Origin of the sequence: Thermoflavimicrobium dichotomicum (assembly GCF_900114055.1) — a bacterium.
Lineage (GTDB): Bacteria > Bacillota > Bacilli > Thermoactinomycetales > Thermoactinomycetaceae > Thermoflavimicrobium > Thermoflavimicrobium dichotomicum.
Genome location: NZ_FORR01000010.1, coordinates 1 through 25,743, shown reverse-complemented (window position 1 = coordinate 25,743; position 25,743 = coordinate 1). Strand labels below are relative to the sequence as shown.

23 protein-coding genes, 1 rRNA gene and 1 riboswitch are annotated in these 25,743 nt (G+C 43.7%); of the genes, 5 read left to right on the top strand and 19 right to left on the bottom strand.

All coding sequences use genetic code 11. The features are described from left to right. Window positions 1-211: 211 nt before the first annotated feature. The 3 genes from rlmD to BMZ78_RS10885 form a co-directional block, all read right to left on the bottom strand. Window positions 212-1,582 (bottom strand): 23S rRNA (uracil(1939)-C(5))-methyltransferase RlmD, encoded by a 1,371-nt coding sequence (rlmD, locus tag BMZ78_RS10895; protein WP_093230293.1) that lies wholly within the window; start codon window positions 1,580-1,582, stop codon window positions 212-214. Window positions 1,583-1,646: 64 nt separating this feature from the next. After that, window positions 1,647-2,531 carry a diacylglycerol kinase gene (locus BMZ78_RS10890; RefSeq protein ID WP_093230291.1) on the bottom strand — a complete coding sequence of 295 codons (885 nt, stop codon included), beginning with the start codon at window positions 2,529-2,531 and terminating at the stop codon, window positions 1,647-1,649. A gap of 449 nt (window positions 2,532-2,980) precedes the next feature. Continuing rightward, window positions 2,981-4,282 (bottom strand): NCS2 family permease, encoded by a 1,302-nt coding sequence (locus tag BMZ78_RS10885; protein WP_093230290.1) that lies wholly within the window; start codon window positions 4,280-4,282, stop codon window positions 2,981-2,983. An 862-nt stretch (window positions 4,283-5,144) separates the two neighbouring features. Here BMZ78_RS10885 and BMZ78_RS10880 point away from each other — a divergent pair. Then, window positions 5,145-5,357, top strand: a complete 213-nt coding sequence (locus BMZ78_RS10880) for a hypothetical protein (RefSeq protein WP_093230288.1) — start codon at window positions 5,145-5,147, stop codon at window positions 5,355-5,357. Between the two features lie 200 nt (window positions 5,358-5,557). Here BMZ78_RS10880 and purD read toward each other — a convergent pair whose 3' ends face one another. The 13 genes from purD to purE all read right to left on the bottom strand — a co-directional run bounded on the left by purD (window position 5,558) and on the right by purE (window position 18,709). Next, window positions 5,558-6,820, bottom strand: a complete 1,263-nt coding sequence (gene purD / locus BMZ78_RS10875; RefSeq protein ID WP_093230287.1) for a phosphoribosylamine--glycine ligase — start codon at window positions 6,818-6,820, stop codon at window positions 5,558-5,560. A gap of 36 nt (window positions 6,821-6,856) precedes the next feature. Then, a complete protein-coding gene (locus BMZ78_RS10870) occupies window positions 6,857-7,129 on the bottom strand; it encodes a hypothetical protein (RefSeq protein WP_093230285.1) in 273 nt (90 codons plus the stop codon). Between the two features lie 69 nt (window positions 7,130-7,198). Then, entirely contained in the window at window positions 7,199-8,740 is a 1,542-nt protein-coding gene (gene purH / locus BMZ78_RS10865; protein ID WP_093230284.1) for a bifunctional phosphoribosylaminoimidazolecarboxamide formyltransferase/IMP cyclohydrolase, read from the bottom strand. Next, window positions 8,737-9,363, bottom strand: coding sequence for a phosphoribosylglycinamide formyltransferase (gene purN / locus BMZ78_RS10860; protein ID WP_093230282.1), 627 nt, complete (start codon window positions 9,361-9,363; stop codon window positions 8,737-8,739). The genes purH and purN overlap by 4 nt, the downstream gene beginning before the upstream one ends. Beyond that, a complete protein-coding gene (purM, locus tag BMZ78_RS10855) occupies window positions 9,354-10,391 on the bottom strand; it encodes a phosphoribosylformylglycinamidine cyclo-ligase (protein WP_093230281.1) in 1,038 nt (345 codons plus the stop codon). Before purM ends, purN begins: the two co-directional genes overlap by 10 nt. Next, window positions 10,388-11,821, bottom strand: coding sequence for an amidophosphoribosyltransferase (purF, locus tag BMZ78_RS10850; RefSeq protein WP_093230279.1), 1,434 nt, complete (start codon window positions 11,819-11,821; stop codon window positions 10,388-10,390). Before purF ends, purM begins: the two co-directional genes overlap by 4 nt. Further along, window positions 11,794-14,064: a phosphoribosylformylglycinamidine synthase subunit PurL gene (purL, locus tag BMZ78_RS10845; RefSeq protein WP_245739822.1), complete on the bottom strand. Its 2,271-nt coding sequence runs from the start codon at window positions 14,062-14,064 to the stop codon at window positions 11,794-11,796. Before purL ends, purF begins: the two co-directional genes overlap by 28 nt. After that, the gene (gene purQ, locus BMZ78_RS10840) at window positions 14,054-14,737 is read right to left on the bottom strand and encodes a phosphoribosylformylglycinamidine synthase subunit PurQ (RefSeq protein ID WP_093230278.1); all 684 of its coding nucleotides are present in this window, start codon (window positions 14,735-14,737) and stop codon (window positions 14,054-14,056) included. Before purQ ends, purL begins: the two co-directional genes overlap by 11 nt. Beyond that, a complete protein-coding gene (purS, locus tag BMZ78_RS10835; protein ID WP_093230276.1) occupies window positions 14,737-14,988 on the bottom strand; it encodes a phosphoribosylformylglycinamidine synthase subunit PurS in 252 nt (83 codons plus the stop codon). The genes purQ and purS overlap by 1 nt, the downstream gene beginning before the upstream one ends. Then, window positions 14,981-15,694, bottom strand: a complete 714-nt coding sequence (purC, locus tag BMZ78_RS10830; protein ID WP_425263931.1) for a phosphoribosylaminoimidazolesuccinocarboxamide synthase — start codon at window positions 15,692-15,694, stop codon at window positions 14,981-14,983. Before purC ends, purS begins: the two co-directional genes overlap by 8 nt. Before the next feature lie 29 nt (window positions 15,695-15,723). Further along, window positions 15,724-17,019 carry an adenylosuccinate lyase gene (purB, locus tag BMZ78_RS10825; protein WP_093230273.1) on the bottom strand — a complete coding sequence of 432 codons (1,296 nt, stop codon included), beginning with the start codon at window positions 17,017-17,019 and terminating at the stop codon, window positions 15,724-15,726. Then, complete coding sequence (gene purK / locus BMZ78_RS10820) at window positions 17,016-18,224, bottom strand: 5-(carboxyamino)imidazole ribonucleotide synthase (protein ID WP_093230272.1); 1,209 nt, start codon at window positions 18,222-18,224, stop codon at window positions 17,016-17,018. Before purK ends, purB begins: the two co-directional genes overlap by 4 nt. Next, entirely contained in the window at window positions 18,221-18,709 is a 489-nt protein-coding gene (gene purE, locus BMZ78_RS10815) for a 5-(carboxyamino)imidazole ribonucleotide mutase (RefSeq protein ID WP_093230270.1), read from the bottom strand. The genes purK and purE overlap by 4 nt, the downstream gene beginning before the upstream one ends. 99 nt (window positions 18,710-18,808) lie before the next feature. Then, window positions 18,809-18,910: riboswitch (purine riboswitch) on the bottom strand. Window positions 18,911-19,345: 435 nt separating this feature from the next. On the opposite strand from purE, the gene BMZ78_RS19375 reads away from it, so the two are divergent. The 3 genes from BMZ78_RS19375 (at window position 19,346) to BMZ78_RS10805 (ending at window position 22,548) form a co-directional block, all read left to right on the top strand. Beyond that, window positions 19,346-19,468, top strand: a complete 123-nt coding sequence (locus tag BMZ78_RS19375) for a hypothetical protein (protein WP_281244560.1) — start codon at window positions 19,346-19,348, stop codon at window positions 19,466-19,468. Window positions 19,469-19,513: 45 nt separating this feature from the next. Then, window positions 19,514-20,770 carry an MFS transporter gene (locus BMZ78_RS10810; RefSeq protein WP_175482416.1) on the top strand — a complete coding sequence of 419 codons (1,257 nt, stop codon included), beginning with the start codon at window positions 19,514-19,516 and terminating at the stop codon, window positions 20,768-20,770. 287 nt (window positions 20,771-21,057) lie between these two features. Next, the gene (locus tag BMZ78_RS10805; protein WP_093230267.1) at window positions 21,058-22,548 is read left to right on the top strand and encodes an MDR family MFS transporter; all 1,491 of its coding nucleotides are present in this window, start codon (window positions 21,058-21,060) and stop codon (window positions 22,546-22,548) included. 75 nt (window positions 22,549-22,623) lie between these two features. Here the strand turns inward: BMZ78_RS10805 and BMZ78_RS10800 are convergent, their stop codons facing one another. Further along, window positions 22,624-23,295 (bottom strand): DUF4272 domain-containing protein, encoded by a 672-nt coding sequence (locus BMZ78_RS10800; protein ID WP_093230266.1) that lies wholly within the window; start codon window positions 23,293-23,295, stop codon window positions 22,624-22,626. Window positions 23,296-23,451: 156 nt separating this feature from the next. On the opposite strand from BMZ78_RS10800, the gene BMZ78_RS10795 reads away from it, so the two are divergent. Further along, a complete protein-coding gene (locus BMZ78_RS10795; protein WP_093230264.1) occupies window positions 23,452-23,931 on the top strand; it encodes a glutathione peroxidase in 480 nt (159 codons plus the stop codon). 189 nt (window positions 23,932-24,120) lie between these two features. On the opposite strand, the gene BMZ78_RS10790 is transcribed toward BMZ78_RS10795, so the two are convergent. Together BMZ78_RS10790 and rrf are read right to left on the bottom strand one after the other, a co-directional pair. Beyond that, window positions 24,121-25,086, bottom strand: coding sequence for a transglutaminase domain-containing protein (locus BMZ78_RS10790; RefSeq protein WP_093230263.1), 966 nt, complete (start codon window positions 25,084-25,086; stop codon window positions 24,121-24,123). A 564-nt stretch (window positions 25,087-25,650) separates the two neighbouring features. Then, window positions 25,651-25,743, bottom strand: a 5S ribosomal RNA gene (rrf, locus tag BMZ78_RS10785); the annotation flags it as partial.

Genomic DNA, 25,743 nt, shown 5'->3' with positions numbered 1-25,743 from the left:
AAGCTTAATCGGTTTGTTTTTGGGATAAAAAAACAAAAGTGCCTAAGATACGCTTTCACGATCCAAGGCACACACATGCTACAGTTATTGAAAGCTAATCCTAAAAGAAATACAAGAAAGGTTGGGACATTCCAGCAGCAAAATCGCCGGAGACATAAAAAGTTAGTGGTCAAAATGTGGTGAATCTACCACTAACACACCAAAAAGTCTCTTATGTCGATGTTAACAACGCCACACACTCCACATGCATGGTCTGTGGAAACATATCCACCGGTTGTACTTCTTGCACGATATATCCTTTCTCTTGCAAATACCTGGCATCACGAGCGAGCGTGGCGGGGTTGCAGGAGACGTAAACAACTCGCTCTGGAGCCATCCCAACCACCGCGTCCAGCAACTCCGGCTGACATCCTTTACGTGGCGGATCTACCACAACGACGTCAGGTCGAATGCCTTCCTTCAACCACCTTGGCATTACCTTTTCCGCTGCTCCCACTTCAAAATGAACATGTTTCATTCCATTCAGTTCCGCATTGCGGATCGCATCACGAATGGCTTCTGGAACAATCTCCACTCCATAAACTTTTCTTGATTCTTTTGCCAGATACAAGGCAATCGTCCCAATCCCACAGTAAGCATCGATCACCGTCTCATTCCCGGTAAGATCCGCATACTTCCGTACCTGCTCATACAATACTTCCGTTTGAACAGGATTGACCTGAAAAAACGAATGAGGCGAAATCGCAAACTGAACGTCGCCGATGCGATCATGAATCACCGAATCTCCCCATAACTTTTTATTTTTCTCGCCCAGGATCACATTGGTACGCTTGGCATTGATATTCTGAATGATCGACCGCACTTGTGGAAACGCTGTGCGTAATTGCTGAACCAGTTCTTTTTTCCTGGGCAAATGCTCACCATTTGTCACCAGAACAATCATCATTTCCTGTGTATGTAGCCCCACTCTCACCATCACATGTCGAAGAACACCTTGATGTCTCTTTTCATCATAAGGTGGAATGCCGAGTTGATGGGCCAACTCTTTGATCATTCGAATGGCTTTGTCACTTTCAGATGGTTGAATCAAACACTGTTCCATATCGATAATTTCATGCGTGCCAGATGCGTAAAATCCAGCAACCATTTTTCCTTTTTGCCATCCGAACGGGACTTGAACCTTATTACGATATCGCCAGGGTTCATCCATTCCCAAAACCGGATGAATGACCACCCCTTTCAGCCCGCCAATTCTCTCAAAGCTGTCCACCACTTGTTGACGTTTGAGCTCTAACTGGCGTTGATAAGATACATGCTGGATCTGGCAACCACCACACTCCATATAAATCGGACAGAGCGGATCAATCCGATCCGGGTGGGAATCCAGGATATCCATCAATTGGGCAAGGGCATAGTTTTTCTTTACTTGCACAATTCGAGCACGTACCTTTTCTCCTGGAACCGCAAACGGCACAAACACAGTAAATCCATCCCATTTGCCAACACCTGCTCCATTATGTGCAATGCCTGTCACTTCATACTCAATAACTTGTCCTGCTTCAACAGGTGCTCTTTCTTTCATAAACATCTCCCTTATCGCCTTTTTTTCTCATAAAAAAACGTTCACCTGATCCGATGAACGTTGCTCATGGACAAAACACTTCCAAGTGGCGAGGTAATACAGAAAAAGATCCTTGAATCTCTCCGCCCCACTCGCCATCCAAGTTGAGGGGTAAATCCTTTCCTGTCTTTAATTCAATTTGGTCTGTTTGAAAATAAATCACACGGGAATTGCTAATATGCTCTCCCTTATATGCCTGAGCAGCCAATTGCACCAATTCTGGTATATTCACTTTGGAAATGATCAGCACGTCCAGGAAGCCATCATTAATCCGGGCTTCAGGCGCAATCCGTTCAAATCCTCCGACCGAGACACTATTGGTTAACAACAACAAGGAGATCTCGCCTTCATATTCGCCTTGAGCTGTTTTTATTTGCACTGGAAATGGTTTGAGAAATGAACTAAGCTTCTCGATCGCTTTGGCATAATAAGCGAGCGAACCGATGAGTGTTTTCAAACGACTTGGAGCCTCATGCGCCACTTCAGCCAGTTTTCCGACTGCAGCGACATTAATGAAATAACGGTCACCATATCTCCCCAGATCCACAGACATTGTTTTCCCACTCGTGATGACCTGGCACGCTTCATACAAATCTCTCGGCAATTTCAATGCCCGGGCAAAATCATTGGTTGTGCCAGCCGGCAAAATTCCCAGCTTAGGTGGATTTTCATATGGAGCAATTCCATTCACCACTTCATGAATGGTCCCATCTCCTCCAGCTGCAATTACAATATCATAGCCACGATCAGCAGCTAATGCAGCTTCTTCCGCAGCATGCCATGGATACTGGGTCGCTCGGCACGAGGTTTCGTAACCCGCCTGTTCCAGACAATCCAAAATTTGGGGTAACTGCTTCTTGATCAGCTCTCGGCCAGCAGTTGGATTATATATTAAACGAGCACGTGGCATGTTCACCCACCTTTCTTCCCGCTCGATATCCTCTACGATGTGAGGATGTTGAAGACCAGCCTGTGACAAAGTTTCCGTTATATGCCGGATTTCCTTTTCTGATCAATGTGACTTTGTTGATAGCCGATTCATTCATATTACCAACCGTTTATTTGATGTCAGGTATTTTTCAGACCGCGAACATCTCTTGCATTATTATAACTGTTTTCCATGCTGTAAATAAAATCTGGTCACACAACTGCAAAAAAGACTGCTGATCAGGATCATGGATCATAAAAACGATATTCGAGTTTATCCAAATCTTTGTCTATCCGTTTGTGATCTATACTTAAAAAAGAAAAAGTACTGACCTACCTCGAAAAGATGGGAGCGAAATCGGTCACTCATGTAAGTCAGCACTTTTTCCTTTCAGCTATATTCAATTGAGGCGGGAAATTTCAAAAGATGGATCAGTGCGGCATGAAAATGAGCTGAATCACAAACAACACTGCAAAGATATAAACTAATGGATGTACTTCTTTCCATTGTCGTTTCAAGATTTTTAGAATCGGATAGGAAATAAAACCCAGTGCAATCCCTGTCGCAATACTGGAAGTAAGTGGCATGCTCAGAATAACGAGAAACGCAGGAAATGACTCTTCAAACCGATCCCAGTCCAAATGACGAACATGACTGATCATCAGCGAACCGACAATGATCAAAGCGGGTGATGTAATCGCTGCAATACTGGTCACAGCTCCGATCAGCGGACTAAAGAAAGCAGAAATAGCAAATAATCCAGCCACCACCACTGCTGTTAAACCCGTGCGTCCACCAGCCGCTACACCTGATGCTGATTCAATATAGGCGGAGGTTGGACTTGTCCCAAATACCGATCCGACCAATGTTGCAATCGAGTCAGACAGCATGGCCCTCGATGAATTTGGTGTTTTTCCGTCTTTGACAAGTCCTGCCTGCTTGCTTACCCCCAGAAAAGTTCCGGTTGTATCAAAAATGGTCACCAACAAAAAGGAAAAAACAGCTGCATACAATCCGTAATGAATCACATCACTTACTGCCTGAATCGGATTGATGACTACTGGCTCCGGTAAAGAAGGGACTGCTACAAACCCTTTGGAAAATTGAAGTTGTCCCGTCAAATAGGCAATGATTCCTGTTCCAACCATTCCAATAAACAGGGCAGCAGGAATGTTTAAGGACATGCAAATAAGCGTGATGAATAAACCGATCAATGTCAAAATGACAGAAGGAGAATGAAGATCGCCCAAAGCAACCAGGTTAGTCGGATGGTCCTTTATCAGTCCTGACATCCGCATCCCAATGAAGGCAATAAACAAGCCAATTCCAGCTGTAATTGCATGCTTTAGATTATCTGGAATGGCTTCAATCAGTTTTGTTCGTAAAGGAGTTAGTGAAAGAATCACAAAAATGATTCCCATCACAAACACAGCAGCTAAAGCGGCTTGATAACTGATCCCTGCATGAGCCTTGACAACCGAATAAGCGAAATAGGCGTTTAATCCCATCGCCGGCGCAATCGCAATGGGGTATTTAGCAAACATCCCCATCAATAATGAACCCACAATGGTAGAGATAATGGTGGCCATAAAGCTTTGCTGAAAAGGAATTCCTGCATCTGAAAGAATAATCGGATTCACCACCATGATATAGGCCATGGTAAAAAAGGTGGTTAGACCGGCAAAAATCTCTTTTTTCCACGAAAAAGGCGTATTTTTATCGATTGTAAACATGATTGATTCCTCCAAAAAACGAATATTATTACAACTACATTTATATAATATTCGGTTTTATAACTTCGATCAATGATTTTATATTTATAAAGAATAATAAAACAATACCAAGACCATGATGTTATTCAGAATGAGACTCTTGACAAACCGGCATTTAACGGAATCTTTGTTAACAGGATAACCCTGACGTAATTTAGGGTATAGTATTTCCTGGATGGATCACCCACAAACAAACACGTAAAAACCGGTTGCAAAACAAAAGAGATATGATAAAATAGGAACAGATGTTCGAGATTCTCTTTTTTATGGAATCATTGACAAAAAATAACTTCAATCTATTGTATAAATTCCGACTTTTTTGTATAATGATTCCCAAGAAATATAGAAGGAGGTTGTTAACTAAAAGCATGTTTTTTTGCCAAAAACATCGTTTCAACTTGAAAACAGCGATTATGCCAGAAATACTACATTCTTCTGCTAAAAATATATCCAATCCCTTCAGACGTTTTTCCGTTTGTCAATAAAAATACTGATTAATTTGATTAAAACATGTTTGAAAATCTTCTGAAGTGGTATCAAATGATAAAGCAATATATCTGAACCTGTCACCAATCCATTCAACAAGTTCAATTTCAGCCAATTTATGTATACATTCTAGCCATTGTTCTTGAAATTACCCAAAAAAAATTTTGTATTTTCGCCGAAAAAAGAAGGAAAAATTGTCACTATTCGTCGAAAAATAGGATACAAACAGTGTAAGTTTCGTAGGTGGCAATCTGAGGACAACGTGGTAGAATAAAAAAACAAACTTGAACATTCGATCGGTAAAAATTACTGATCCTTATGGGGAGTGTGAAGAAGAATGTCACTTAGTGAAGCCGAAAAAGAAACTGTGATTCAGTTTGATGAATCCACTAACCTCGCCACCGTTTATACAGCCAGCTGGACAGTTGCTCGCACTTTAAAAAAGCTAGGATATCAACCTTTACGTAGAAAAGACGGTGCCTGGTGGTTTAAAATCCCCGTCAATGCCATGAGCTTTCAAGGAAAAAAAGATTCTCAAACCATTTGTTAAGGAAATAAAGGACTCTTCCTACTTTCCAACCTCTTGGGTGAGTCCACTGTCCATGTAAACAGGAAGAGTCCTCTGTAGTGTAGTTCCCTCACGTTTTTTGAGGCAAAAATATAAGCCACGGCTTTCGCCATGGCAATCAGTAGCCTGACCTTCCAAAGGGGGGCATCCTATTTCTTCCATGCTTGTCCTGACAGAAAAATTTAATTCAATGCTTTGTTTGCGATATCTTTGCGATAGTGTGCATCTGGAAACGAAATTTGCTGCACCATCTGATAAGCTTTTTGCTGGGCTTTGGGGATATCTTTATCTATTGCGGTTACACCCAGTACTCTGCCACCTGCTGTAACCAATTTCCCGTCGACCAGTTTGGTTCCGGCATGAAAAATGATTTGTTTTTCATCGTTTTTGGGTATTCCTGTAATCTCATGGCCTGTCTGATAAGAACCAGGATATCCCCCTGCAGCCATCACAACGCAAACAGCAGCTTCATCAGACCATTCGATTTCCATTTCAGCCAGTTTCCCATCTACAACTGCCAAAATAACTTCAAGCAAATCAGATTTTAAACGTGGTAATACCACCTGGGTTTCAGGATCACCAAAGCGGGCATTGAATTCAATCACTTTTGGCCCTTCCTGTGTAATCATTAAGCCAGCATATAACACACCTTTATATTGAATTCCTTCTTGGTGAAAAGCTTCTGCAATTGGGAATAAAATCTGTTCGATGGCTTTATCTACAACAGCTTGTGAAATTTGCGGAACAGGCGAATAGGCTCCCATTCCACCTGTATTGGGTCCCTGATCCCCATCAAACACTGGCTTGTGATCCTGGGCAATAACCATGGGTTTGATCGTTTGACCATCCACAAATGCCATTAATGAAACCTCTTGACCAAACAAACATTCCTCAATCACAATTTCTTTCCCCGCATCGCCAAACACACGTGTTTCCATCGCCTCTACAATGGCTTGCTCCGCTCTTTCCACCGTTTGTGCTACAACGACTCCTTTACCTGCAGCCAGTCCATCCGCTTTGATCACGATGGGGGCTCCGTGGCTACGTACATAAGCTTTCGCTTCTTCCGGGTCTGTAAAAGCCTGGAACGAGGCAGTCGGAATCTGATATTTCTGCATCAGCTCTTTGGCAAAGCGTTTACTTCCTTCAATTCTAGCCGCTGCTTTTTTCGGCCCAAAGATCTTGAGTCCCTGTTCTTCAAAACGATCCACAATACCTGCCAATAATGGTGCTTCAGGTCCAACGACTGTCAAGTCGATCTTTTGCTCTTTGGCAAAGTGAATTAATCCATCGATATCGGTTGGTGAAATGGGTACACATGTTGCAATCTCTTCGATTCCACCGTTGCCGGGTGCACAATAAATTTCTGTCACTCGCTGACTTTGCTTCAACTTCCAAACGATGGTATGTTCTCTTCCACCGCTACCCACAACAAGTATGCGCAATGGTTTCTCCTCCCCAATCAAGCTTGTCCTGATCCATTAAGATAAAAAATAACTGATGCCAAATAAGGCAATGGTGACCAGTATACAAATCAGTGACCAGTCTTCACGGTAATAGGAGCGCTTTTTTTGGCGATAAGCCTGATCTGTTGTCAGTACACCACCAACAATAAAGGCAATGAGAAAAAAGCCGCCTGCAACCATGCGAATATTGTATTGCCAAAGGGCTAAATCCCAGCCCGAAATAACATATTGAAAAATGCCAGTCAGTGCAATCGCACCGATAATCCATATAATAGCCCAACGTAACATAAGGGGTTCACTCCCTTCGAGCTTTTTACTAGTATACGCTGAAAGAAGTGAACCTGATACAGCCATGGTTTAATGTTTGAAATGTCGAACGCCCGTAAACACCATGGCAATTCCATGCTTGTTGGCTTCTTCTATGGACTCGGCATCTCGAATCGATCCGCCTGGCTGAATAATCGCTGTAATCCCAGCCGCTGCTGCTGCTTCTACCGTATCTCTCATCGGGAAGAAAGCATCCGATGCCAAGACAGCCCCCTTGGCTGCTTCTCCTGCTTGCTCAATGGCGATTTTAGCCGCTCCCACACGATTCATTTGCCCAGCACCTACTCCGACCGTACGGGAATCTTTAGCCAGTACAATCGCATTGGATTTCACGTGTTTCACAACTTTCCAGGCAAATAGAAGCTGTTCCCATTCAGCTGGAGTCGGCTCCCGATCCGTTACCACCTGACAATCTTCCAAACGAATCTGGTGTACATCTGTCTCTTGAACCAGCAAACCTCCTCCAACCGATTGGAACTTCAATCCCTTGTTCGGATCAGCCAATGTTTCCAATTGGAGTAAACGCAAATTCTTTTTCTGTTTCAAGATTTCTAAGGCCTCTTCCGTAAAGCTTGGGGCGATAATGATTTCCAGGAATATTTCTTTCATCTTTTGGGCTACCGTTCCTTCGACTGGGCGGTTGCAGGCGATAATACCGCCAAAGATCGAAACAGGATCTGCATCATACGCTTTTTGGAAAGCATCATCCAGGGTGTGACCTGTCCCGACACCGCAAGGATTCATATGCTTGACAGCCACTACGGTTGGTTCTGTGAACTCAGAGACAATCTCCAGGGCAGCATTTGCATCATTGATATTGTTGTAAGACAACTCTTTTCCATGCAATTGTTTGGCTGAGGTGATTTGCCCCGCTTTTGCTAACGGTTCACGATAAAACGCCGCCTGCTGGTGAGGATTTTCTCCGTACCGCAGTGCACTTACTTTTTCAAAAGTGAGTGTCAATTGCTCAGGGAAACGAACGCTAATCCGTTCATGGAGATATTGCGCAATCAGTGCATCATATGCCGCTGTATGACCAAAGGCTTTGGCTGCCAGTCGAGCCCGTGTCTCTTCATCAGTATTTCCTTCTTGAGCGATCTGCTCTGCCACAGTGTCATAGTCGCTGGGATCCACAACTACTGTTACATAACGATGATTTTTCGCTGCAGACCGAACCATGGAAGGGCCACCAATATCAATATTCTCAATCGCTTCGGCAAAGGTAACGTCCGGTTTGGCAATCGTTTGCTGGAATGGATAAAGATTGACCACAACCAGATCAATCGGCTCAATTCCATTTTCCTCCATCTGCTGACGATGGGTCTCCAAATCCCTAATCGCCAGGAGCCCTCCATGTACTTTCGGATGGAGCGTTTTGACACGTCCATCCATGATTTCTGGAAACTGAGTCACCTCAGAAATCCCCTTCACAGGGATCCCTGCTTCTTGCAAGACACGATAAGTTCCTCCAGTGGAGATGATTTCAATCTGTTGCTCTGCCAGTTTTTTCGCAAATGCCACTACCCCTGTTTTGTCCGAAACACTGATTAACGCCCGACGAATCTGACTCATCTTACTCCCTCCTTGTCGCGTTTAGCAGAACATAACGATACTGGAGAAGTTACCTTTCCAATGATTAAATCATAAACCACCTTGGGATAAAGCCAATGTTCCACTTGTTGAATTTTTTGTGTAAATGTTCCAATTGTATCTTCTTCAGCAATTTCCACAGGTACTTGGGCAATGATGGGGCCTGTATCCATTCCTTCATCCACAAAATGTACAGTGACTCCTGATACCTTCACTGGATAATGAAAAGCTTGCTCAATTGCATTTTTCCCCGGAAAAGCCGGTAACAAGGAAGGATGGATATTCACAATTCTCCCACCATAAGCCTGAAGCAGCGTAGGCCCGATCAAACGCATATACCCTGCCAGTACAATCCATTGGATCTGATACTGCTCCAATAAGGCAAGCACTTCACGCTCATAATCCGCTTTTGAGGGGTATGATTTAGGGTTAAAAGGATAGGCCGGTACCTCGAGGTTTTTCGCCCGTTCAAGCACTTTTGCCCCTGGTTTGTCACAAATAAGTAAAGAGATGTCCATCGGCCACTGCTCACGTCTGGCTGTTTCGACCAGGCTTTGAAAGTTACTGCCACTTCCTGAGGCGAATACGGCAATACTCACTCCCATTCGCCTCCTGTCCAAACAAAACGCTTCGTTCCCGCCCGAACCTGGCCAATGATATAAGCTGTTTCTCCCATTTCCGTTGCCGCTTTCACCACTTCATCCGCTTCACTCTTTGGTACAATCAGGACCATACCAATTCCCATGTTAAAGGTACGATACATATCAGCTGCAGGAATTCTCCCCAGTTCAGCAATCCAGCGGAATATCGCAGGTATTTCCCATACCGTTGGATCGATTTCGGCCTGCAGTCCTTGCGGGAGCATGCGAGGTACATTTTCAACAAGGCCTCCCCCAGTGATATGGGCTCCTCCTTTAACCGTAAACCGTTTCATTAACTCCAGAAAAGGCCGTACATAAATACGTGTCGGCATGAGCAACGCTTCAGCCAATGTTTGCTCGCTGCCCGGCACTTTTTCATCCCAATCGCTGGTTCGATCATCCAGCAATACTTTTCTCGCCAAAGAAAAACCGTTGCTGTGCAAGCCATTGGAAGCCAGTCCGATCAATACATCCCCTTCTTCAATGGTTGCACTTGGCAAAAGATGTTCCCGTTCAACAACCCCTACACAAAAACCGGCAATATCATATTCTCCAGCAGCATACATTCCTGGCATTTCTGCAGTTTCGCCGCCAATCAGCGCACAGCCTGCCTGTTCACATCCATCTGCTACACCTTTCACAATCATCTCGACTTGTTCAGGCTGTAATTTCCCAGTTGCCAGATAGTCGAGGAAAAAGAGCGGTTCAGCTCCCTGAACAACAATATCGTTGACACACATGGCCACACAGTCAATCCCAATCGTGTCATGTCGATTGAGGGCAAATGCGACTTTCAGCTTTGTTCCAACTCCATCCGTAGCGGAAACCAAAATGGGTTGACGATAATTCTTGAGCGCAAACAGTCCGCCAAAACCGCCTAGCTCTCCCATCACTTCGGAACGATAGGTACGCTGAACATGTGCCCGAATTCGTTCAACGGCTTCATTTCCTGCGTCAATATCGACTCCAGCATCTTTATAGGCTTGACTCATCGTTTTCCCTCCAGAACCTTAACGTACTCATGTTCCGATTCGATTACGGTTGGATACTCTCCCGTAAAGCAAGCAAGACAATGTCCTCTATTTTTATCCCCGACTGGACGGCCAATCGCCTCCAACATTCCTTCCACACTTAAAAACGCCAGACTGTCTGCGTTAATCGCTTGACGAATTTCTTCGACTTTATGCGTAGCAGCAATCAACTCTTTTCGATCCGCTGTATCGATCCCATAATAACAGGGATTGATTACGGGTGGAGAGCTGATTCGCACATGAACTTCGATCGCGCCTGCTTCCCTGAGCAGATTGACGATTTTGCGGCTTGTGGTACCTCGTACAATGGAATCATCTACCATGACCACTCGCTTGCCTTCTACCACTTTTCGTACAGCACTCAGTTTCATTTTAACGCCTTGTTCACGCAGCTCTTGTGTTGGCTGAATAAAGGTTCGACCCACATAGCGATTTTTAATGAGCCCAAGCTCATAGGGAATGTGGGCTGCTTCAGCAAAACCGATTGCAGCTGAAATGCTGGAGTCTGGTACTCCTGTCACTACATCCGCTTCAATGGGGGCTTCTTCAAACAACTTACGACCTAAGCGTTTGCGGGCGGCATGCACATTGATCCCGCTGATATCACTGTCTGGACGTGCAAAGTAAATATATTCAAATGAACAAATCGCTTTTGGTTGTGGCTGGGTAAAACGAATGGATTTGATTCCATCTCGATTTAAAATCAGCATTTCTCCCGGCTCGATCTCCCGTAAAAACTCAGCACCGATGACATCAAATGCGCACGTTTCCGAGGAAAAAACATATGCATCACCCAACAGAGCCATCGAAAAGGGCCGCAGACTATGGGGATCCAAGGCAACGATCAATTCATCATTCGTTAAAATCAATAACGCATAAGCTCCAATTACATAGCTTAACGCCTCTTTCACTTTCTCGACCAATGTTTCTTTTTGTGAACGCGCGATAAAGTGAGCGATCACTTCTGTATCCGTGGAAGTCTGCAAAATGGAACCCGATTCTTCCAGTTCTCGACGCAATCGCTGTCCATTTACCAAATTCCCATTGGTCGCAACAGCCAATTCTCCATTGGCATAGTTAAAGACGAGGGGCTGAGCATTCACTAGCCCCGTTCCGCCTGTGGTCGAATAACGTACATGCCCAATGGCTACATGTCCTTTGAGCTTGTCAATCGTCTCATTCTGGAAAACTTCTGTGACCAGCCCCGTACCTCGATGGACACAAAACTTCTTTCCATCAGAGGCGACGATTCCAGCACTTTCTTGTCCGCGGTGTTGAAGTGCATGAAGTCCATAATATGTTAAACGCGCCGCATCTGGATGACCAAAAATCGCAAATACACCGCATTCCTCATTTAATTTGTCTAGATCGAAGATGGACTCATCGCGCATGGAATCGCCTCCTCCCATCGTTGCGTCAATTTCGCTATGGGTTGATGGATGACCACCTGTCCATTTACCTGAATGGTGAGCTCTGGATGATCGGTTACTTCCCCCAATACGGTACAAGCCACACCATTTTCTTCAGCCAATGTCCGAACATGATCTACATTTTCTTTGGATACGGTTAATAAAATGCGAGACTGGCTTTCACTAAACAGATGTACAACTGGAGCCAAGTCGGTTTCCAATGAAACATGGGCTCCCAATTTTCCATCAATACAAGATTCCGCCAAAGCGAGTGCCAATCCACCTTCAGCCAAGTCATGTGCTGAACGCACCCAACCGCTCCGAATCGCACGTAATACCGTTTGCTGTACATTCCGTTCTTTCTCCAGGTCGAGACGGGGTGGCCGGCCACTGATTTTTCCGGTAACCAAATATTGGAGTTCACTTCCACCAAGTTCTGCATCTGTTTCACCCAATAACAGAATCACATCACCAGGTGCTTTAAATGCTTGTGTCGTAATATGCTCTCTTTTTTCGATCAAGCCCACCATCCCAACGATCGGAGTTGGGTAAATCGCTTGGCCTTTGGTCTCGTTGTACAAGCTGACATTCCCACCCACGACTGGGGTTTCCAGCTCACGACAAGCCGCACTCATGCCTTCAATGGCTTGTGCGAACTGCCAGTATACCTCCGGCTTTTCTGGATTGCCAAAGTTCAGACAGTCTGTTAATCCAAGAGGTTCAGCTCCAGCACATACAACATTGCGGGCGGCTTCGGCTACAGCAATTCGCCCACCTTGCTCGGGATCCAGATAAACATAACGCCCATTGCCATCCGTACTCATCGCCAAGGCTTTATCGGTTCCCCGAATCACGATGACAGCTGCATCTGAGCCAGGACGTACAGCCGTACTGGTCCGAATCATATGGTCATACTGCTGATAGACCCAGCGCTTACTAGCCATATTGACGGATGAAACCACTTGGAGAAGCGCTTCTTGCGGGTCAACATCCTTTACCTGTTCGACTGGACAAATCGTTTCATTTTCCCTATAATAATCCGGTACTTTTTGTTCAGGAGCATAGCATGGTGCATCATCAACCAAAGTTTTGACAGGGATATCTGCAACCAGTTCTCCTTGGAAGTACAAACGGTAACGCTGATCGCCTGTGACATGTCCAATCACAGCGGATTGCAATCCCCACTTGTCACAAATGGCTTTTACTTTTTCTTCCATTCCTTTTTCAACGACAAGTAGCATCCGCTCTTGGGATTCAGATAACATAATCTCATAAGGTGTCATCCCTTTTTCCCTCTGTGGAACCAGATCCAGATTGAGCTCCATGCCATGTTCTCCCTTGGCTGCCATTTCAGCACTGGAGCAGGTTAAACCAGCGGCACCCATATCTTGAATCCCAAGCAGAAGCCCTTGATCTACCATTTCCATACAAGCTTCCAACAGCAACTTCTCCATAAAGGGATCTCCCACTTGTACAGCAGGCCGTTTTTCTTCTGATGCTTCATTCAGTTCTTCCGAAGCAAAAGTGGCACCATGAATTCCATCGCGTCCCGTACTTGCACCTACATAAATGACAGGGTTACCGACACCTTTTGCAATCCCTTTTTGCAATTTGTCATGTTCCAAAATCCCGACACACATGGCATTGACCAGCGGGTTTCCATCATAGGCTGGATCAAACACCACTTCGCCACCAACTGTCGGAATTCCGATACAGTTTCCATAGTGGGCAATGCCTGCGACTACATGTTCAAACAGATAACGGACACGAGGAGAGGTTAGTTCACCAAAACGCAGTGAATTTAGCAGAGCAACGGGTCTTGCCCCCATTGAAAAGACATCACGGATAATTCCACCTACTCCAGTAGCAGCTCCCTGGAATGGCTCGATGGCGGATGGATGGTTATGGCTTTCGATTTTAAAGACCACTGCTAGATGATCGCCGATGTCGATGACACCAGCACCTTCACCCGGTCCTTGCAAAACACGGGGGCCTTGGGTTGGAAATTTTCTTAACAAGGCTTTGGAGTGCTTATAACTGCAATGTTCGGACCACATCACACTATAAATGCCTACTTCCGTCCAGTTCGGAAGACGACCAAGATGTCTGACAATATGCCCATACTCTTCTTCACGCAAGCCCAACTCTTTATATAATGCCTGATCACGAATCTTTTCCGGGGTTGGTTCATGAGGTAAGCTTTTTACCAATTGTTTAAGCTGCACCGTAATTCTCCTTCCAATACTGAAGCATTGAAGTAAACAATTTCATGCCATCCGACGAACCCATCCAATCACAGACGGCCCGTTCTGGATGAGGCATCATTCCCAGTACATTTCGATTTCGGTTGCAGATACCAGCGATATCATCGATTGAACCATTGGGATTTTCACCTGCATAGCGGAAAATAATCTGCTTGTTACGCTTTAACTCCGCCAAGGTGACTTCATCGCAATAATAATTACCTTCCATATGCGCAATCGGAATTTGAATCAATTCACCTTCTCGATACTGCAAGGTGAAAGGAGTTTCGTTATTTTCCACACGTAGGGTTGGGATACTGCAGCGAAATTGCAAATGATCATTTTTACGCATGGCCCCTGGCAAGAGTCCCGTTTCCAGCAAAATTTGGAACCCGTTGCAAATGCCGATGACCAACTTTCCTTTTTCTGCTGCCTCACGGACCCCTTCCATCACCGGAGAATGAGCGGCCAAGGCACCTGTACGCAAATAATCCCCATACGAAAAACCACCAGGCAAAATAATGGCATCATATTTGCTTAAATCCGATTCCTTATGCCAGACTGCTGTGACTGACTCTCCCAATACATCTTTGATCGCATGAATGGCGTCAATATCGCAGTTGGAGCCTGGAAAAACCGTTACAGCAAACCGCATCAGGCCACCTCCTCCACCTCATAGGCAAAGTTTTCAATCACAGGATTTGCCAATAATTTTTCACACATCGCCTGTACCTGTTCTTCAGCTTGTTCGCGACTTTCACTATCCAGAAGCACTTCCAATCTCTTTCCGATCCGAACATCCTGTACTTGAACAAAGCCGAGGGAATGAAGAGAACCTTTCACTGCCACTCCTTGTGGATCCAATACGCTATCTTTTAAGGTGACAAAAATCGTCGCTTTAAACACCTTGTTTTCCTCCTAATCGTGATAAAATTTCTTCATATGCCTCAATCACCTGTCCCAAATCCCGACGAAAACGGTCTTTATCCAATCTTTCTTTCGTCCGTTGATCCCAAAAACGGCAGGTATCTGGTGAAATTTCATCGGCTAACAATACACGGCCTTCTGCGTCAATACCAAACTCCAATTTAAAATCAACCAAGGTAATGCCTAAACGATCCATCTGCCCACGAATCAATTCGTTTACTTGAAGAGCGATCGTTTTCATTTCATGTAACTGTTCTTCGCTCGCCAGTTCCAAAACGGCAATATGATCCTGATTAATAAGCGGATCGCCCAGGTCATCATTTTTATAGTAAAACTCGACCACAGGCTGACGTAATGACGTTCCCTCTTCCAATCCCAGACGCTTCGCCAAAGAACCAGCCACAATATTACGTACGACTACTTCAAGTGGAATAATGGCCACTTTTTTTACCAACTGTTCGGTTGGAGAAATCATGCGAATAAAATGATTGGGAACCCCTTTGTCTTTTAAAAACTGAAAGAACCAGGCTGCAATCTGGTTATTCAGTTCTCCTTTGCCCGTCAGTCGTGCTTTTTTCTCTCCATTAAAAGCTGTTGCGTCATCCTTGTACTTGACGCGCAAGATATTTGGATCTTCGGTTTGGAACAATTGTTTGGCCTTGCCTTCGTATAAAAGCTCCTCCATCATTTGGCTCCTTTCTCTCTCGCCTGGGGTTATTCAAGACCCAGGCGAGCGAAAATCGTATCCACATGCTTCAAGTGATAGTTATAGTCAAAGCAATCATTGATTTCTTCCGGACTTAAAATGCTTGCAATTACTTCATCCGCTTCCACCAATGGCTTAAATGGCCGTTGCTCTTCCCATGCTTGCATGGCAAGGCGCTGCACACGGTCATACGCTTCTTCCCGTTTTAAACCTTTATCAATCAAGCTCAACAGTACACGTTGGGAATAAATCAAACCAAAGGTGCGCTCCATATTTCGTTTCATATTGTCTGGCAGAACCGTTAATTCTTTGACGATATTGGCAAACCGATTCAGCATATAGTTGAGCAAAATGGTCGCATCCGGCAAAATAATCCGCTCGACGGATGAATGCGAAATATCCCGTTCATGCCACAGCGGTACATTTTCATAAGCAGACATCATATAGCCACGAATTACTCGTGCCAGTCCAGTGATATTTTCCGAACCCACCGGATTGCGTTTATGCGGCATGGCCGAAGATCCTTTTTGTCCTTTTTTGAATGCCTCTTCTACTTCTCGTGTCTCACTTTTCTGGAGCCCTCGGATTTCCACTGCAAACTTCTCCAGCGAGGTAGCTATTAAGGCAAGGGTTGACATATAAGCTGCATGACGGTCTCTTTGCAGGGTTTGGGTCGAAATCGGAGCCGGTTCCAATCCTAACTTTTCACATACATATTTCTCGACAAACGGATCAATATTGGCGTACGTTCCAACAGCTCCTGAAATTTTACCCACACGTACCGTTTCAATCGCTTGCACCAAACGTTCACGGTTTCGTTTCATTTCGGCATACCACAAAGCCATTTTAAGTCCAAAGGTCGTTGGCTCTGCATGTACCCCATGAGTCCGTCCCATCATCACTGTATATTTGTGCTCCAGTGCTTTCTGTTTCAAAATCTGGATGAAGTTGTCCACATCATTTAACAAAATTTCATTCGCTTGTCTTAATAAATAAGACAAAGCCGTATCCACAACATCTGTTGAGGTTAAACCGTAATGGACCCATTTTGACTCGGGGCCCAGCGTCTCAGCAACAGCACGGGTAAATGCCACAACATCATGTCGGGTATCCTGTTCGATCTCATGAATACGCTCCACATTGATACGGGCATTTTTTCGGATCAACTCTACATCCTCTCTTGGAATGACCCCCAATTCCGCCCAAGCTTCACAAGCAAGGATTTCTACCTCCAACCAGGCTTTAAATCGATTCTCTTCTGTCCAAATGGCTGCCATCTCTGGCCGTGTATAACGCTCGATCATTTTCCTGCTTCCACTCCTTCTAATGGTTTGCATTTAGCTATAATCGCTTGTTTCTCATCTTCTGTCAATGGGGGCCAAATACCGAGCTGATCCGCAAGCGTCAAAGCTTCCTCCATACGGTCAACCAAAATGGTTACATGCCCCATCTTGCGACCACGCTTTGCGTCTTTTTTCCCATACCAATGTACTTTAACCTGCGGTGGTAGCTGAGCCATCTTCGTCATAAACGCTGGACAATGTTCACCTAAAAGATTGATCATCACCGCTGGCGTAACCAGTTTGGGTGATTGGAGTGGCAAACCCAATACTGCCCGCAAAAACTGTTCAAATTGAGAAGACACACATGCATCCAAAGTATAGTGGCCTGAATTGTGTGGGCGTGGCGCGAGTTCGTTTACCCATAGTTTGCCATCAGGCAATAAAAACATTTCTACAGCAATGAGACCAACCACTTGCAGCTGTTCGGCAACTCGAATCGCCAGTTCCTCTGCTGCTTGAGCCACTTCTTTTTCCAATGGGCCCGGAGCAATCGTCATATGCAAAATATGGTGACGATGCAGGTTCACCACAGCCGGAAAAGCTTGAACCTCACCCATCGTACTGCGCGCCACCACAACAGAGACTTCTTTAATGAAGGGAACAAACTGCTCAAAAATATACAGCCGTTCTTCAGAAAACATATCTGCAGGCAACTGCTCCACATCTTTTAATGTTCGGATCATCCATTGTCCTTTGCCATCGTATCCCCCTGTCGTGCTTTTTAACACGCCAGGGATTCCCAGTTTTTTCACTGCCTGATTCAAGTCTTCGATTGTTTGGACAATCCGATAAGGAGCAACAGGCACACCTGCTCGCTCCAACGCTTTCTTTTCATATAAACGGTTATGTGTAATGGAAAGAAGCTGACTACCCTGAGGAACAGGCTTGATTCTCTCCAAATACTGCACCACTTGTGGGTCAATGTTCTCAAACTCGTATACAATCACATCTGCCTGCTCGGCTAGCTTCTGTGCTGCATGGAGATCATCATAGGCTCCAACAATATGGTCATCGGCTACCTGGCTTCCCGGACAATCTTCAGATGGATCTAACGTCACAAACCGATACCCCATTTTTCGCCCTTCCAGAATGAGCATTCGCCCCAATTGGCCTCCACCCAAAATGCCAATCGTCTGCCCCGGTAACCATGTTCCTTGTTTACTCATTTCAGCTCACGATCCTTTAGCACTCGGTTACGAATATTTTCACGCCGCTGTTTTAACCGTTCTCTAATCTCTGTATATTTAACTCCCAACATTTCCGCTGCCAACAGGCCTGCGTTCGTAGCTCCTGCATCCCCGATGGCAACTGTTGCCACAGGCACACCTCCGGGCATTTGTACAATGGATAGCAACGAGTCCAATCCATTCAGTGATGAACTGCGGATCGGGACACCAATTACCGGTAAAACGGTTTTGGCTGCTACCATGCCTGGCAAATGTGCAGCACCACCTGCACCCGCGATAATCACTTCAATGCCTCTTTGTTCAGCTTCCTCTGCATAGCGAAACATCTCATCAGGTGTACGATGAGCAGAAACTACTTGCTTTTCATAAGGAATCTCCAGTTCCTCCAATATATCGCACGCTTTTTTCATTGTTGGCCAATCTGAAGTACTACCCATGATAACTCCCACTAATGCTTTCGCCATGGTTTTAAGCTCCTTATTTCGTTGTTCAAAATAAAAAGCCTAAACAGTAGATTTTCACTCCCTGAGAAAAACCACTGTTTAGGCACAAAAAACCCGTAACCTAAACGAGGCTCTTCTCATAGTCAGGAAATTTACGGTTTCCCGGTAGAAACACTTGGGCCATATCCCCAAGCATATATGAGAATTCCTCTTTCACCCCTAGTGTAACAGGGAAGCTAGAGCGAGTCAATTAAAAAACGAATATTAAAGAAAAGGAATCCATTAATTGTTCGTGTATAACCGAATTATCACGATGATTTCTGGCTTTTTCCTTCCAATATAAACAAACAATCCAAAATAATAGTTTGTCAGTAATATCTGCTTTACTGATCCCTTTCATCCCTTTTCAGCGGTATTGATTATAAAAAAATTTGGATGCAGAAAGAGAGGCATTTTTCGTCCAAGAATCCTTTGGAGCGGACATATATTGGACACCAACCGGAAAATGGTGAAAATCAACGTTTCTGATTCATTTCACAAAACAACCTATTTATAAATTTAGTTATATAAAAAGTTGACGAATGTTTTGTTCATAGGGTAATATAAAAACAGATATAATAAACAAAAATGTTTAAAAAGTATCCCGAGGTGGTTTACATGTATAACATTTACGTGATCGAACAGCTAACCAAGATGAAAGTGGAAGAGCGAATCACAGAAGTACAGCATCGATATAAAGAAGAAAAATCGAAAAACACAAAAAATAGGAGAAAAGAATAGCTGATCATCTAAAGACCGAAGCATCCATAGATGGGAGGGAGTCCTATGCAACCAAAATCCTTTTGGAAAGATTACAAATTATTTGCCTTCCTGCTGGCGAATATTACTTCTTCTATTGGCAGTGGGATCACTGCCATTGCAATTGCCTGGTTGATTGTAAAAAAGCCCGGTGGGGAAACGATTTATGGCTATACCTTATTAGGTGTAACACTGGCTTCTTTTTTCCTGAGCCCCTATATCGGAACTATTATTGACAGATATTCGCGAAAAAAATATCTATTGTTTACCCAACTATGGGGAGGGAGTTTTGTCTTCAGCTTTGCAGTTTACAGCTTTTTAACAGGAGACATATCCATCTGGCAGTTAATTGTCTTGGAAATTGTCGGAACACTCTACTGGAGCTTGATCTTCCCTGGTATTTTTGCTTTTGCACATGAAATCTTTCATCCTGATCAATATAAAAAATTAAACAGCCTGTTAGAGATCCAATCACAAACCGCTTCTTTACTTAGTGCTGGTTTCGCCAGTCTGATGATTACCAAAGTACATATCTCTACCATTCTTTTCATTGACACAATGACCTATGTACTGGGCTTTTTACTCATTTTGAGCATTCGATATATCCCCCAAATCAAAAACAAAGCGCCACAATCCATGAGTCACTGGACCAGTATGAAAGAAGGATTTCTTTATCTCAAAAAAATACCTTGGATTGCGATCTTTTTCATCTCCTCACTCATGCCTTTTATCGTGGTAATGGTCGGAAATTATTTGAACCCGATTCATATTCTTTCAACCTTAAAAGCAGATGCAAGTGCAATGGGGATCGCTGAGGCATTATATGCTGTGGGTGCTGCCTTATCCGGCCTTTTTATGGCTTGGTTGATGAATCGATGGAATATGGTTTCTGCCATCATCTTTACCGTTTTTCTCTCTTTCATCTCTACCTTGCTTATGGCTTTGATTCCATCCTTATCTCTCTTCTTGCTATTGAAGGTGTTTAAAGGGGTTGGCAACGCTGGAACACGCATTGTTCGCAATACAGTCATGATGGAGATTGTACCGAATCACTTAATGGGGCGGATTAACAGCTCGATTAATGGAGTGAGTTTAGGCATCCGGGTTCTCCTGGTCTTTTCCTTTACCCAACTAATTCACATGATTGGAACACAAGGATCTTACTTTATTTTAAGTATTTTGTTATTCATCTCGCTGATCAGTATCTATCTAAGCAAAACAACCATTCTCTCTGCCTTAAATAAACAACCGTTTGCCAATCAAGCATCATCTTCTTTATCCTGAGCTAGACAACAAGGATTTTTTCATTATACAATCATAACATCTAATTTTTTGCATCTCTAAATAATTAGAACGAAGCTTCGTTTTGGGCTACGGGATTCCTGTTCCGTTTCACTCCGTAGCCAAAGTCGCTCCACTGGAATAAGAGCCACCAGTTTGTAGAGTGACCCTCAAACTCTCTTTCTATAAGTAATTTCAAAAGTCCCTAGAGTTACAAATCGATTCAAAACCCGCTCCGTTTTTCCGACTCGTTCTTTTTTATGATGATTCATTAGATCGGGGGCAGTAGTATGACAAAGACAAAAGAGCGAAACGTTGCCATCGCCCTCCTTATTTCCATCTTACTCGCTGCAGTCGAAAGTACTATTGTAAGCACAGCGATTCCAACACTCGTCAGTGATTTAGGCGGTGCAGAGTGGATTAATTGGGTCATTGCCATCTATTTCTTAACTTCATCCATTGCTACTCCGATTTATGGGAAATTAGCTGATCTGTTCGGACGCAAAATCATTTTTACGGTTGGAGCATCCATTTTTCTATTGGGCTCTTTACTTTGCGGTTTGGCCCAGAATATTCACCAACTTATTGGATTTCGCGCCATTCAAGGCTTGGGAGCTGGAGGCATCTTGCCAATAACAGCTACGATCATGGGTGATCTCTACTCTTATGAGAAACGGGCGAAAATGCAAGGTTGGGTAAGCACTGTCTGGGGGATCGCCGGGATTATCGGGCCCATTGCTGGCGGAATCATTGTGGATTATCTTTCTTGGCATTGGATTTTCCTCATCAATCTTCCGATCGGTGCTGTTTCGCTTACAATGATCTGGCTTTTCTTGCATGAAACAGTCAAAAAGAAGGAGAAAAAGTATATCGACTATCCCGGTGCAATCACTTTTACGATTGCGATGACGGCTTTACTCTTTGCCATGCAAGCGGGAGGAACCCTATATGCCTGGAATTCTCCTGTCACATTTGGGTTATTTGCGAGTGCTTTTCTCTTTTTAGGGGTATTTATCTGGATCCAAAAAAAATCAGCAGATCCGTTACTGCCATTACAAATCTTTCAAAATTCGACTCTGCTTTTTTCCAACATCGCCGGATTTACAGCTAGCGCAGTTTTAACGGGGATGGTTACGTTTATCCCGATTTGGATGCAAGGGATCAAAGGGTTCTCAGCTACTGCTTCAGGCATCACTTTGATTCCCTTATCCATTGCTTGGGCCATAGGTGCAACGTTTGGCGGAAGAGCGCTTATTAAACTGGGACCACGTAAAACAGTTTTCATCGGCTTTTCCTTTCTCCTGATGGGTACCAGTTGGCTGGCAACGGTCGATATGGAAACACCACGCCTAACTTTTATGATGATTACATCGATCATGGGACTTGGATTTGGCTTTAGTTTTACAACCATGACAGTAACAATCCAATCGGTTGTCAGCTGGGAAATTCGGGCAGCAGCAACTGCTTCCAATACCTTTATCCGCTCATTAGGTTCTACGATTGGAATTGCCATTTTAGGAACCATTTTTAACCATATGGTCATGCAAGCCAGTCTTAAGCAGGGATACACGATCTCTAAAGAACAATTAGATCAAATACTCAATCCACATGCTTCTCAGCATCTTTCTTCAACCGTACTGTTCCACGTGCGTGAAGCACTGGCTTCTGGAATCCAAACAATTTTCATTCTGTTAACCGCTTTAGCTGTCCTTACCTTTCTTACAGGTTTTCGTATGCCAAAACATAAGCCAGAGTCCAATCCTCAGACCAGACCTTCTTGATAGCAAAAAACAGCCACTTTCAATAAGGGCTGTTTTTTTACTTTTGAACGAAATCGTTTCTTATCATTTAACGCATCAATCATCCCATTCTTCTTCAAAACCGGCCAACCAGCTAAATGCATGAAGTCTTTCATACAGAATATAGGAGTCGAAATAGACTGGCAGCTCCTTCTCTTGTTCCTCAGCCTCAGACATTGTCCAATAAATACGATAATGCAGATCGATTTGATCTAGCACTTCTGAAAGTGGACGTAAGCGAGCTTGCTCAATAAATGCTTGAACGGGTTCACCTAACTCTGGCATCACTTCCCGAATGCCTGAGCCATCCAATTTTTCTTGTGGCAGCTCTAAACGATCCACTTTTCCTAAACACCAAAGCAATACCCAAAGCGCTTCGATACGCCATGTTAATATATTCGATTTTAAAGACCTTAACGCCCAAGCTTTTTCGGCTGGATCTTGATCAGAAATCGGAATCGAAAAAATTTCTTTTTCCCGAGGACTTAACGAATCCCACAGGCCTTCATTGATTGTCCATTGAACGACTTCCTCTGGAGATTCATAAAAAATAACACCTAGCAAGTTATATAAGGCTAACGCTCGCTTGGCTACTTCCTCTGCCGAACGCGTCTGAATATCAGCTTCACCAGGCAATACAGGAAATGCTGGATTTACCTCTAACCCAACACGTTGCAGGTTTTCTTCGGAACGTTGTTTTCTCATCAATTGATATTTCGTTACCGTCATGCTATAAGTCCTTTCTATGTATCTTTGATATAGACCATTGCATTATATCATAAAAGTTCAAATATAAGTTCCTAGAAATGGAATAAATCGTACTTTTTCGTGTCATATGTTATCTTTTAATTAAAGAATTTATTTCCTTATAGAAAGGAGCTCATCATGTCCATCTATTCCTTTCGCGCTAAAACAATGACGGGTGAAGAAAAATCTTTATCCGATTATCAAGGAAAAGTGGTTTTAATTGTGAATACAGCCAGTAAATGTGGTTTTACTCCCCAATATAAAGAACTTCAGGAGCTTTATCAAAAGTATCAGGACCAAGGCTTTGTCGTCCTCGCATTCCCCAGTGACCAATTTATGAATCAAGAGTTTGCAGACGATCAGGAAATCCAGCAATTTTGCCAAGTGAACTTTGGCATTACCTTTCCACTCTTTAGCAAAGTCAAAGTGAAAGGTAAAGATGCCCATCCACTATTCCAGTATCTCACCCAACAAGCACCTGGTGTCCTTACCAAGAGCATCAAATGGAACTTTACCAAATTTCTTATTAACAAAGAGGGACAAGTCGTCAAACGTTATTCCCCTGCTACGAAACCAACGGAGATAGAAAAAGACATTGTAGCATTATTAGAATCATAGTGGTTACATTAAAAAACACCTCCCATGAAGGAGGTGTTTCAGCTTGTTGACAAAGTTTCCGTTATATGCCGGTTTTCCTTTTCCGTTTCACTCCCGTTGCTTAAAAACGAGCAAGAAGTCGTTCAACTGGAAAAGGAAAACCGGGTTTTATAGAGCGGCCTCAAACATCTCCCATGAAGGGGGTGTTTTTTAACGTGGATATGATCTTTCAGCTACAGGCATATCATATTTTTGTTCTTCTGGATTCCAGAAATGATTTTTCTTAATACGCTTGTCAGAGATCAAAAAATAATCATAAAAAGGCTTTTGTGCATCACTCGGACCGATTGGATCATCAAAAGTTACGTCCATGTGGTACCATTGCCCTTTTATTTTTACTAAATTCCAAGCATGCCCAACAAGTTTTCCATCATTAAAGTCAGCAATCGCCTTGCCTGTTACAATATGGGCGTCTACTCCTGCTTTTTCCAACATTTTGTAGGCGAGCATGCTATAACCATAACAGGCAGACCGCTTTTCAAACAGAGCTGTATAGGCCGTGTTTTTTTCCCGACCATTGTCGACGAGCACATATTTCACATGATTTACAATATAGTCATGAATCTTCTTTACCTTTTGATACTCGGTCATCTCTGGTCGGATCAGTTTATCCACCAATCGTTCAGCTACGACATCGACCGCTTCGGTCTCCTGTTTGCTTTCCCGATATACAATTTCATCAAAATAAAGCGTTACTTCTTTTGTCCAGTCGGAATAAGTCCATCTGCAAGTATACTTCTCAATCACATGCTCCAGATATTCGTCTTCACGCAAGGCATGATCAAACAACCTTTTAAATTCCAGATCAATTTCTTTTGTAATTTGGTTCTTTCTTTCTGTGCCAACAACTTCTTGATACTTGTTGATGATTTGTGGATCAACCTTATACTTGATCGTGAAGGTTTGATCACGGTTTTGTAAGTGCCTGGCAATAACCATAGGCACTTCTTCTTTTGGGAGTGCATCACTTTTCACTACATGAAGCCCTTGAATATCTTCAACGGCTTTCTTTAGGGTAGGGATGGTAGAAGCAATCTCAGGCCAATAAGGTCCTGTGAACCAAAAGGCTCCTGCCCCAATCCCGAGCAATAATATCCCAGCCAAAAACTTTCGCATCGTTCCTCTCCCTTATGGTAAACCGATTCATATTTACGATTTATATATTCACTTTATCATAAACTTTCCCTTCTTTGACAAGAAAAAGTTAAACCTAAGCAAATATTCTCATTTTTTAACCAGAATTCTCCGGATTTTATGCAGTCAGCTCTCTTCAGGCTTGCAACGATTAGCCAACATCCTATATTGTCTGAATCATTTGCTTCTATTGTGGATTTACGACATTTTTAGCACCAGATCCCCAGATCCCTCCACCTTTACTTGCCAACGAGAAACTCCCTATCTTTTTTCATTTTACATGATTTTGGACAAATGATCCTGTATCTTTTTCAACCACATTTCTCTTTTTTCTCAATCAACCCCAAAACCATCCTCTGTGAAATATCTTCTCCCTGGTTCAGTCATCGCTTTTAGATCTCCTAATAATGCTTTTTTTAGCCATTTTTCTGCTTCCTTGATATCAATCGTCAATCCTGTTTCATGATCATTTCATTAGGGTGATTCTCCATGCCGGGCACATAAAAAAACAACCCATCCTCATTTAAGGATGGGTTTCTTGTTTTTGCCTGGCAACGACCTACTCTCCCAGGGGTCTTCACCCCAAGTACCATCGGCGCTGGAGGGCTTAACTTCCGTGTTCGGGATGGGAACGGGTGG

Bases quoted from the DNA above. Each gene is read 5' to 3' on its own strand.
- rlmD (WP_093230293.1), bottom strand. From the start codon at position 1,582: ATGAAAGAAAGAGCACCTGTTGAAGCAGGACAAGTTATTGAGTATGAA.
- BMZ78_RS10890 (WP_093230291.1), bottom strand. From the start codon at position 2,531: ATGCCACGTGCTCGTTTAATATATAATCCAACTGCTGGCCGAGAGCTG.
- BMZ78_RS10885 (WP_093230290.1), bottom strand. From the start codon at position 4,282: ATGTTTACAATCGATAAAAATACGCCTTTTTCGTGGAAAAAAGAGATT.
- BMZ78_RS10880 (WP_093230288.1), top strand. From the start codon at position 5,145: ATGTCACTTAGTGAAGCCGAAAAAGAAACTGTGATTCAGTTTGATGAA.
- BMZ78_RS10870 (WP_093230285.1), bottom strand. From the start codon at position 7,129: ATGTTACGTTGGGCTATTATATGGATTATCGGTGCGATTGCACTGACT.
- purH (WP_093230284.1), bottom strand. From the start codon at position 8,740: ATGAGTCAGATTCGTCGGGCGTTAATCAGTGTTTCGGACAAAACAGGG.
- purN (WP_093230282.1), bottom strand. From the start codon at position 9,363: ATGGGAGTGAGTATTGCCGTATTCGCCTCAGGAAGTGGCAGTAACTTT.
- purM (WP_093230281.1), bottom strand. From the start codon at position 10,391: ATGAGTCAAGCCTATAAAGATGCTGGAGTCGATATTGACGCAGGAAAT.
- purF (WP_093230279.1), bottom strand. From the start codon at position 11,821: ATGCGCGATGAGTCCATCTTCGATCTAGACAAATTAAATGAGGAATGC.
- purQ (WP_093230278.1), bottom strand. From the start codon at position 14,737: ATGCGGTTTGCTGTAACGGTTTTTCCAGGCTCCAACTGCGATATTGAC.
- purC (WP_425263931.1), bottom strand. From the start codon at position 15,694: ATGGAGGAGCTTTTATACGAAGGCAAGGCCAAACAATTGTTCCAAACC.
- purB (WP_093230273.1), bottom strand. From the start codon at position 17,019: ATGATCGAGCGTTATACACGGCCAGAGATGGCAGCCATTTGGACAGAA.
- purK (WP_093230272.1), bottom strand. From the start codon at position 18,224: ATGAGTAAACAAGGAACATGGTTACCGGGGCAGACGATTGGCATTTTG.
- purE (WP_093230270.1), bottom strand. From the start codon at position 18,709: ATGGCGAAAGCATTAGTGGGAGTTATCATGGGTAGTACTTCAGATTGG.
- BMZ78_RS19375 (WP_281244560.1), top strand. From the start codon at position 19,346: ATGTATAACATTTACGTGATCGAACAGCTAACCAAGATGAAAGTGGAA.
- BMZ78_RS10810 (WP_175482416.1), top strand. From the start codon at position 19,514: ATGCAACCAAAATCCTTTTGGAAAGATTACAAATTATTTGCCTTCCTG.
- BMZ78_RS10805 (WP_093230267.1), top strand. From the start codon at position 21,058: ATGACAAAGACAAAAGAGCGAAACGTTGCCATCGCCCTCCTTATTTCC.
- BMZ78_RS10800 (WP_093230266.1), bottom strand. From the start codon at position 23,295: ATGACGGTAACGAAATATCAATTGATGAGAAAACAACGTTCCGAAGAA.
- BMZ78_RS10795 (WP_093230264.1), top strand. From the start codon at position 23,452: ATGTCCATCTATTCCTTTCGCGCTAAAACAATGACGGGTGAAGAAAAA.
- BMZ78_RS10790 (WP_093230263.1), bottom strand. From the start codon at position 25,086: ATGCGAAAGTTTTTGGCTGGGATATTATTGCTCGGGATTGGGGCAGGA.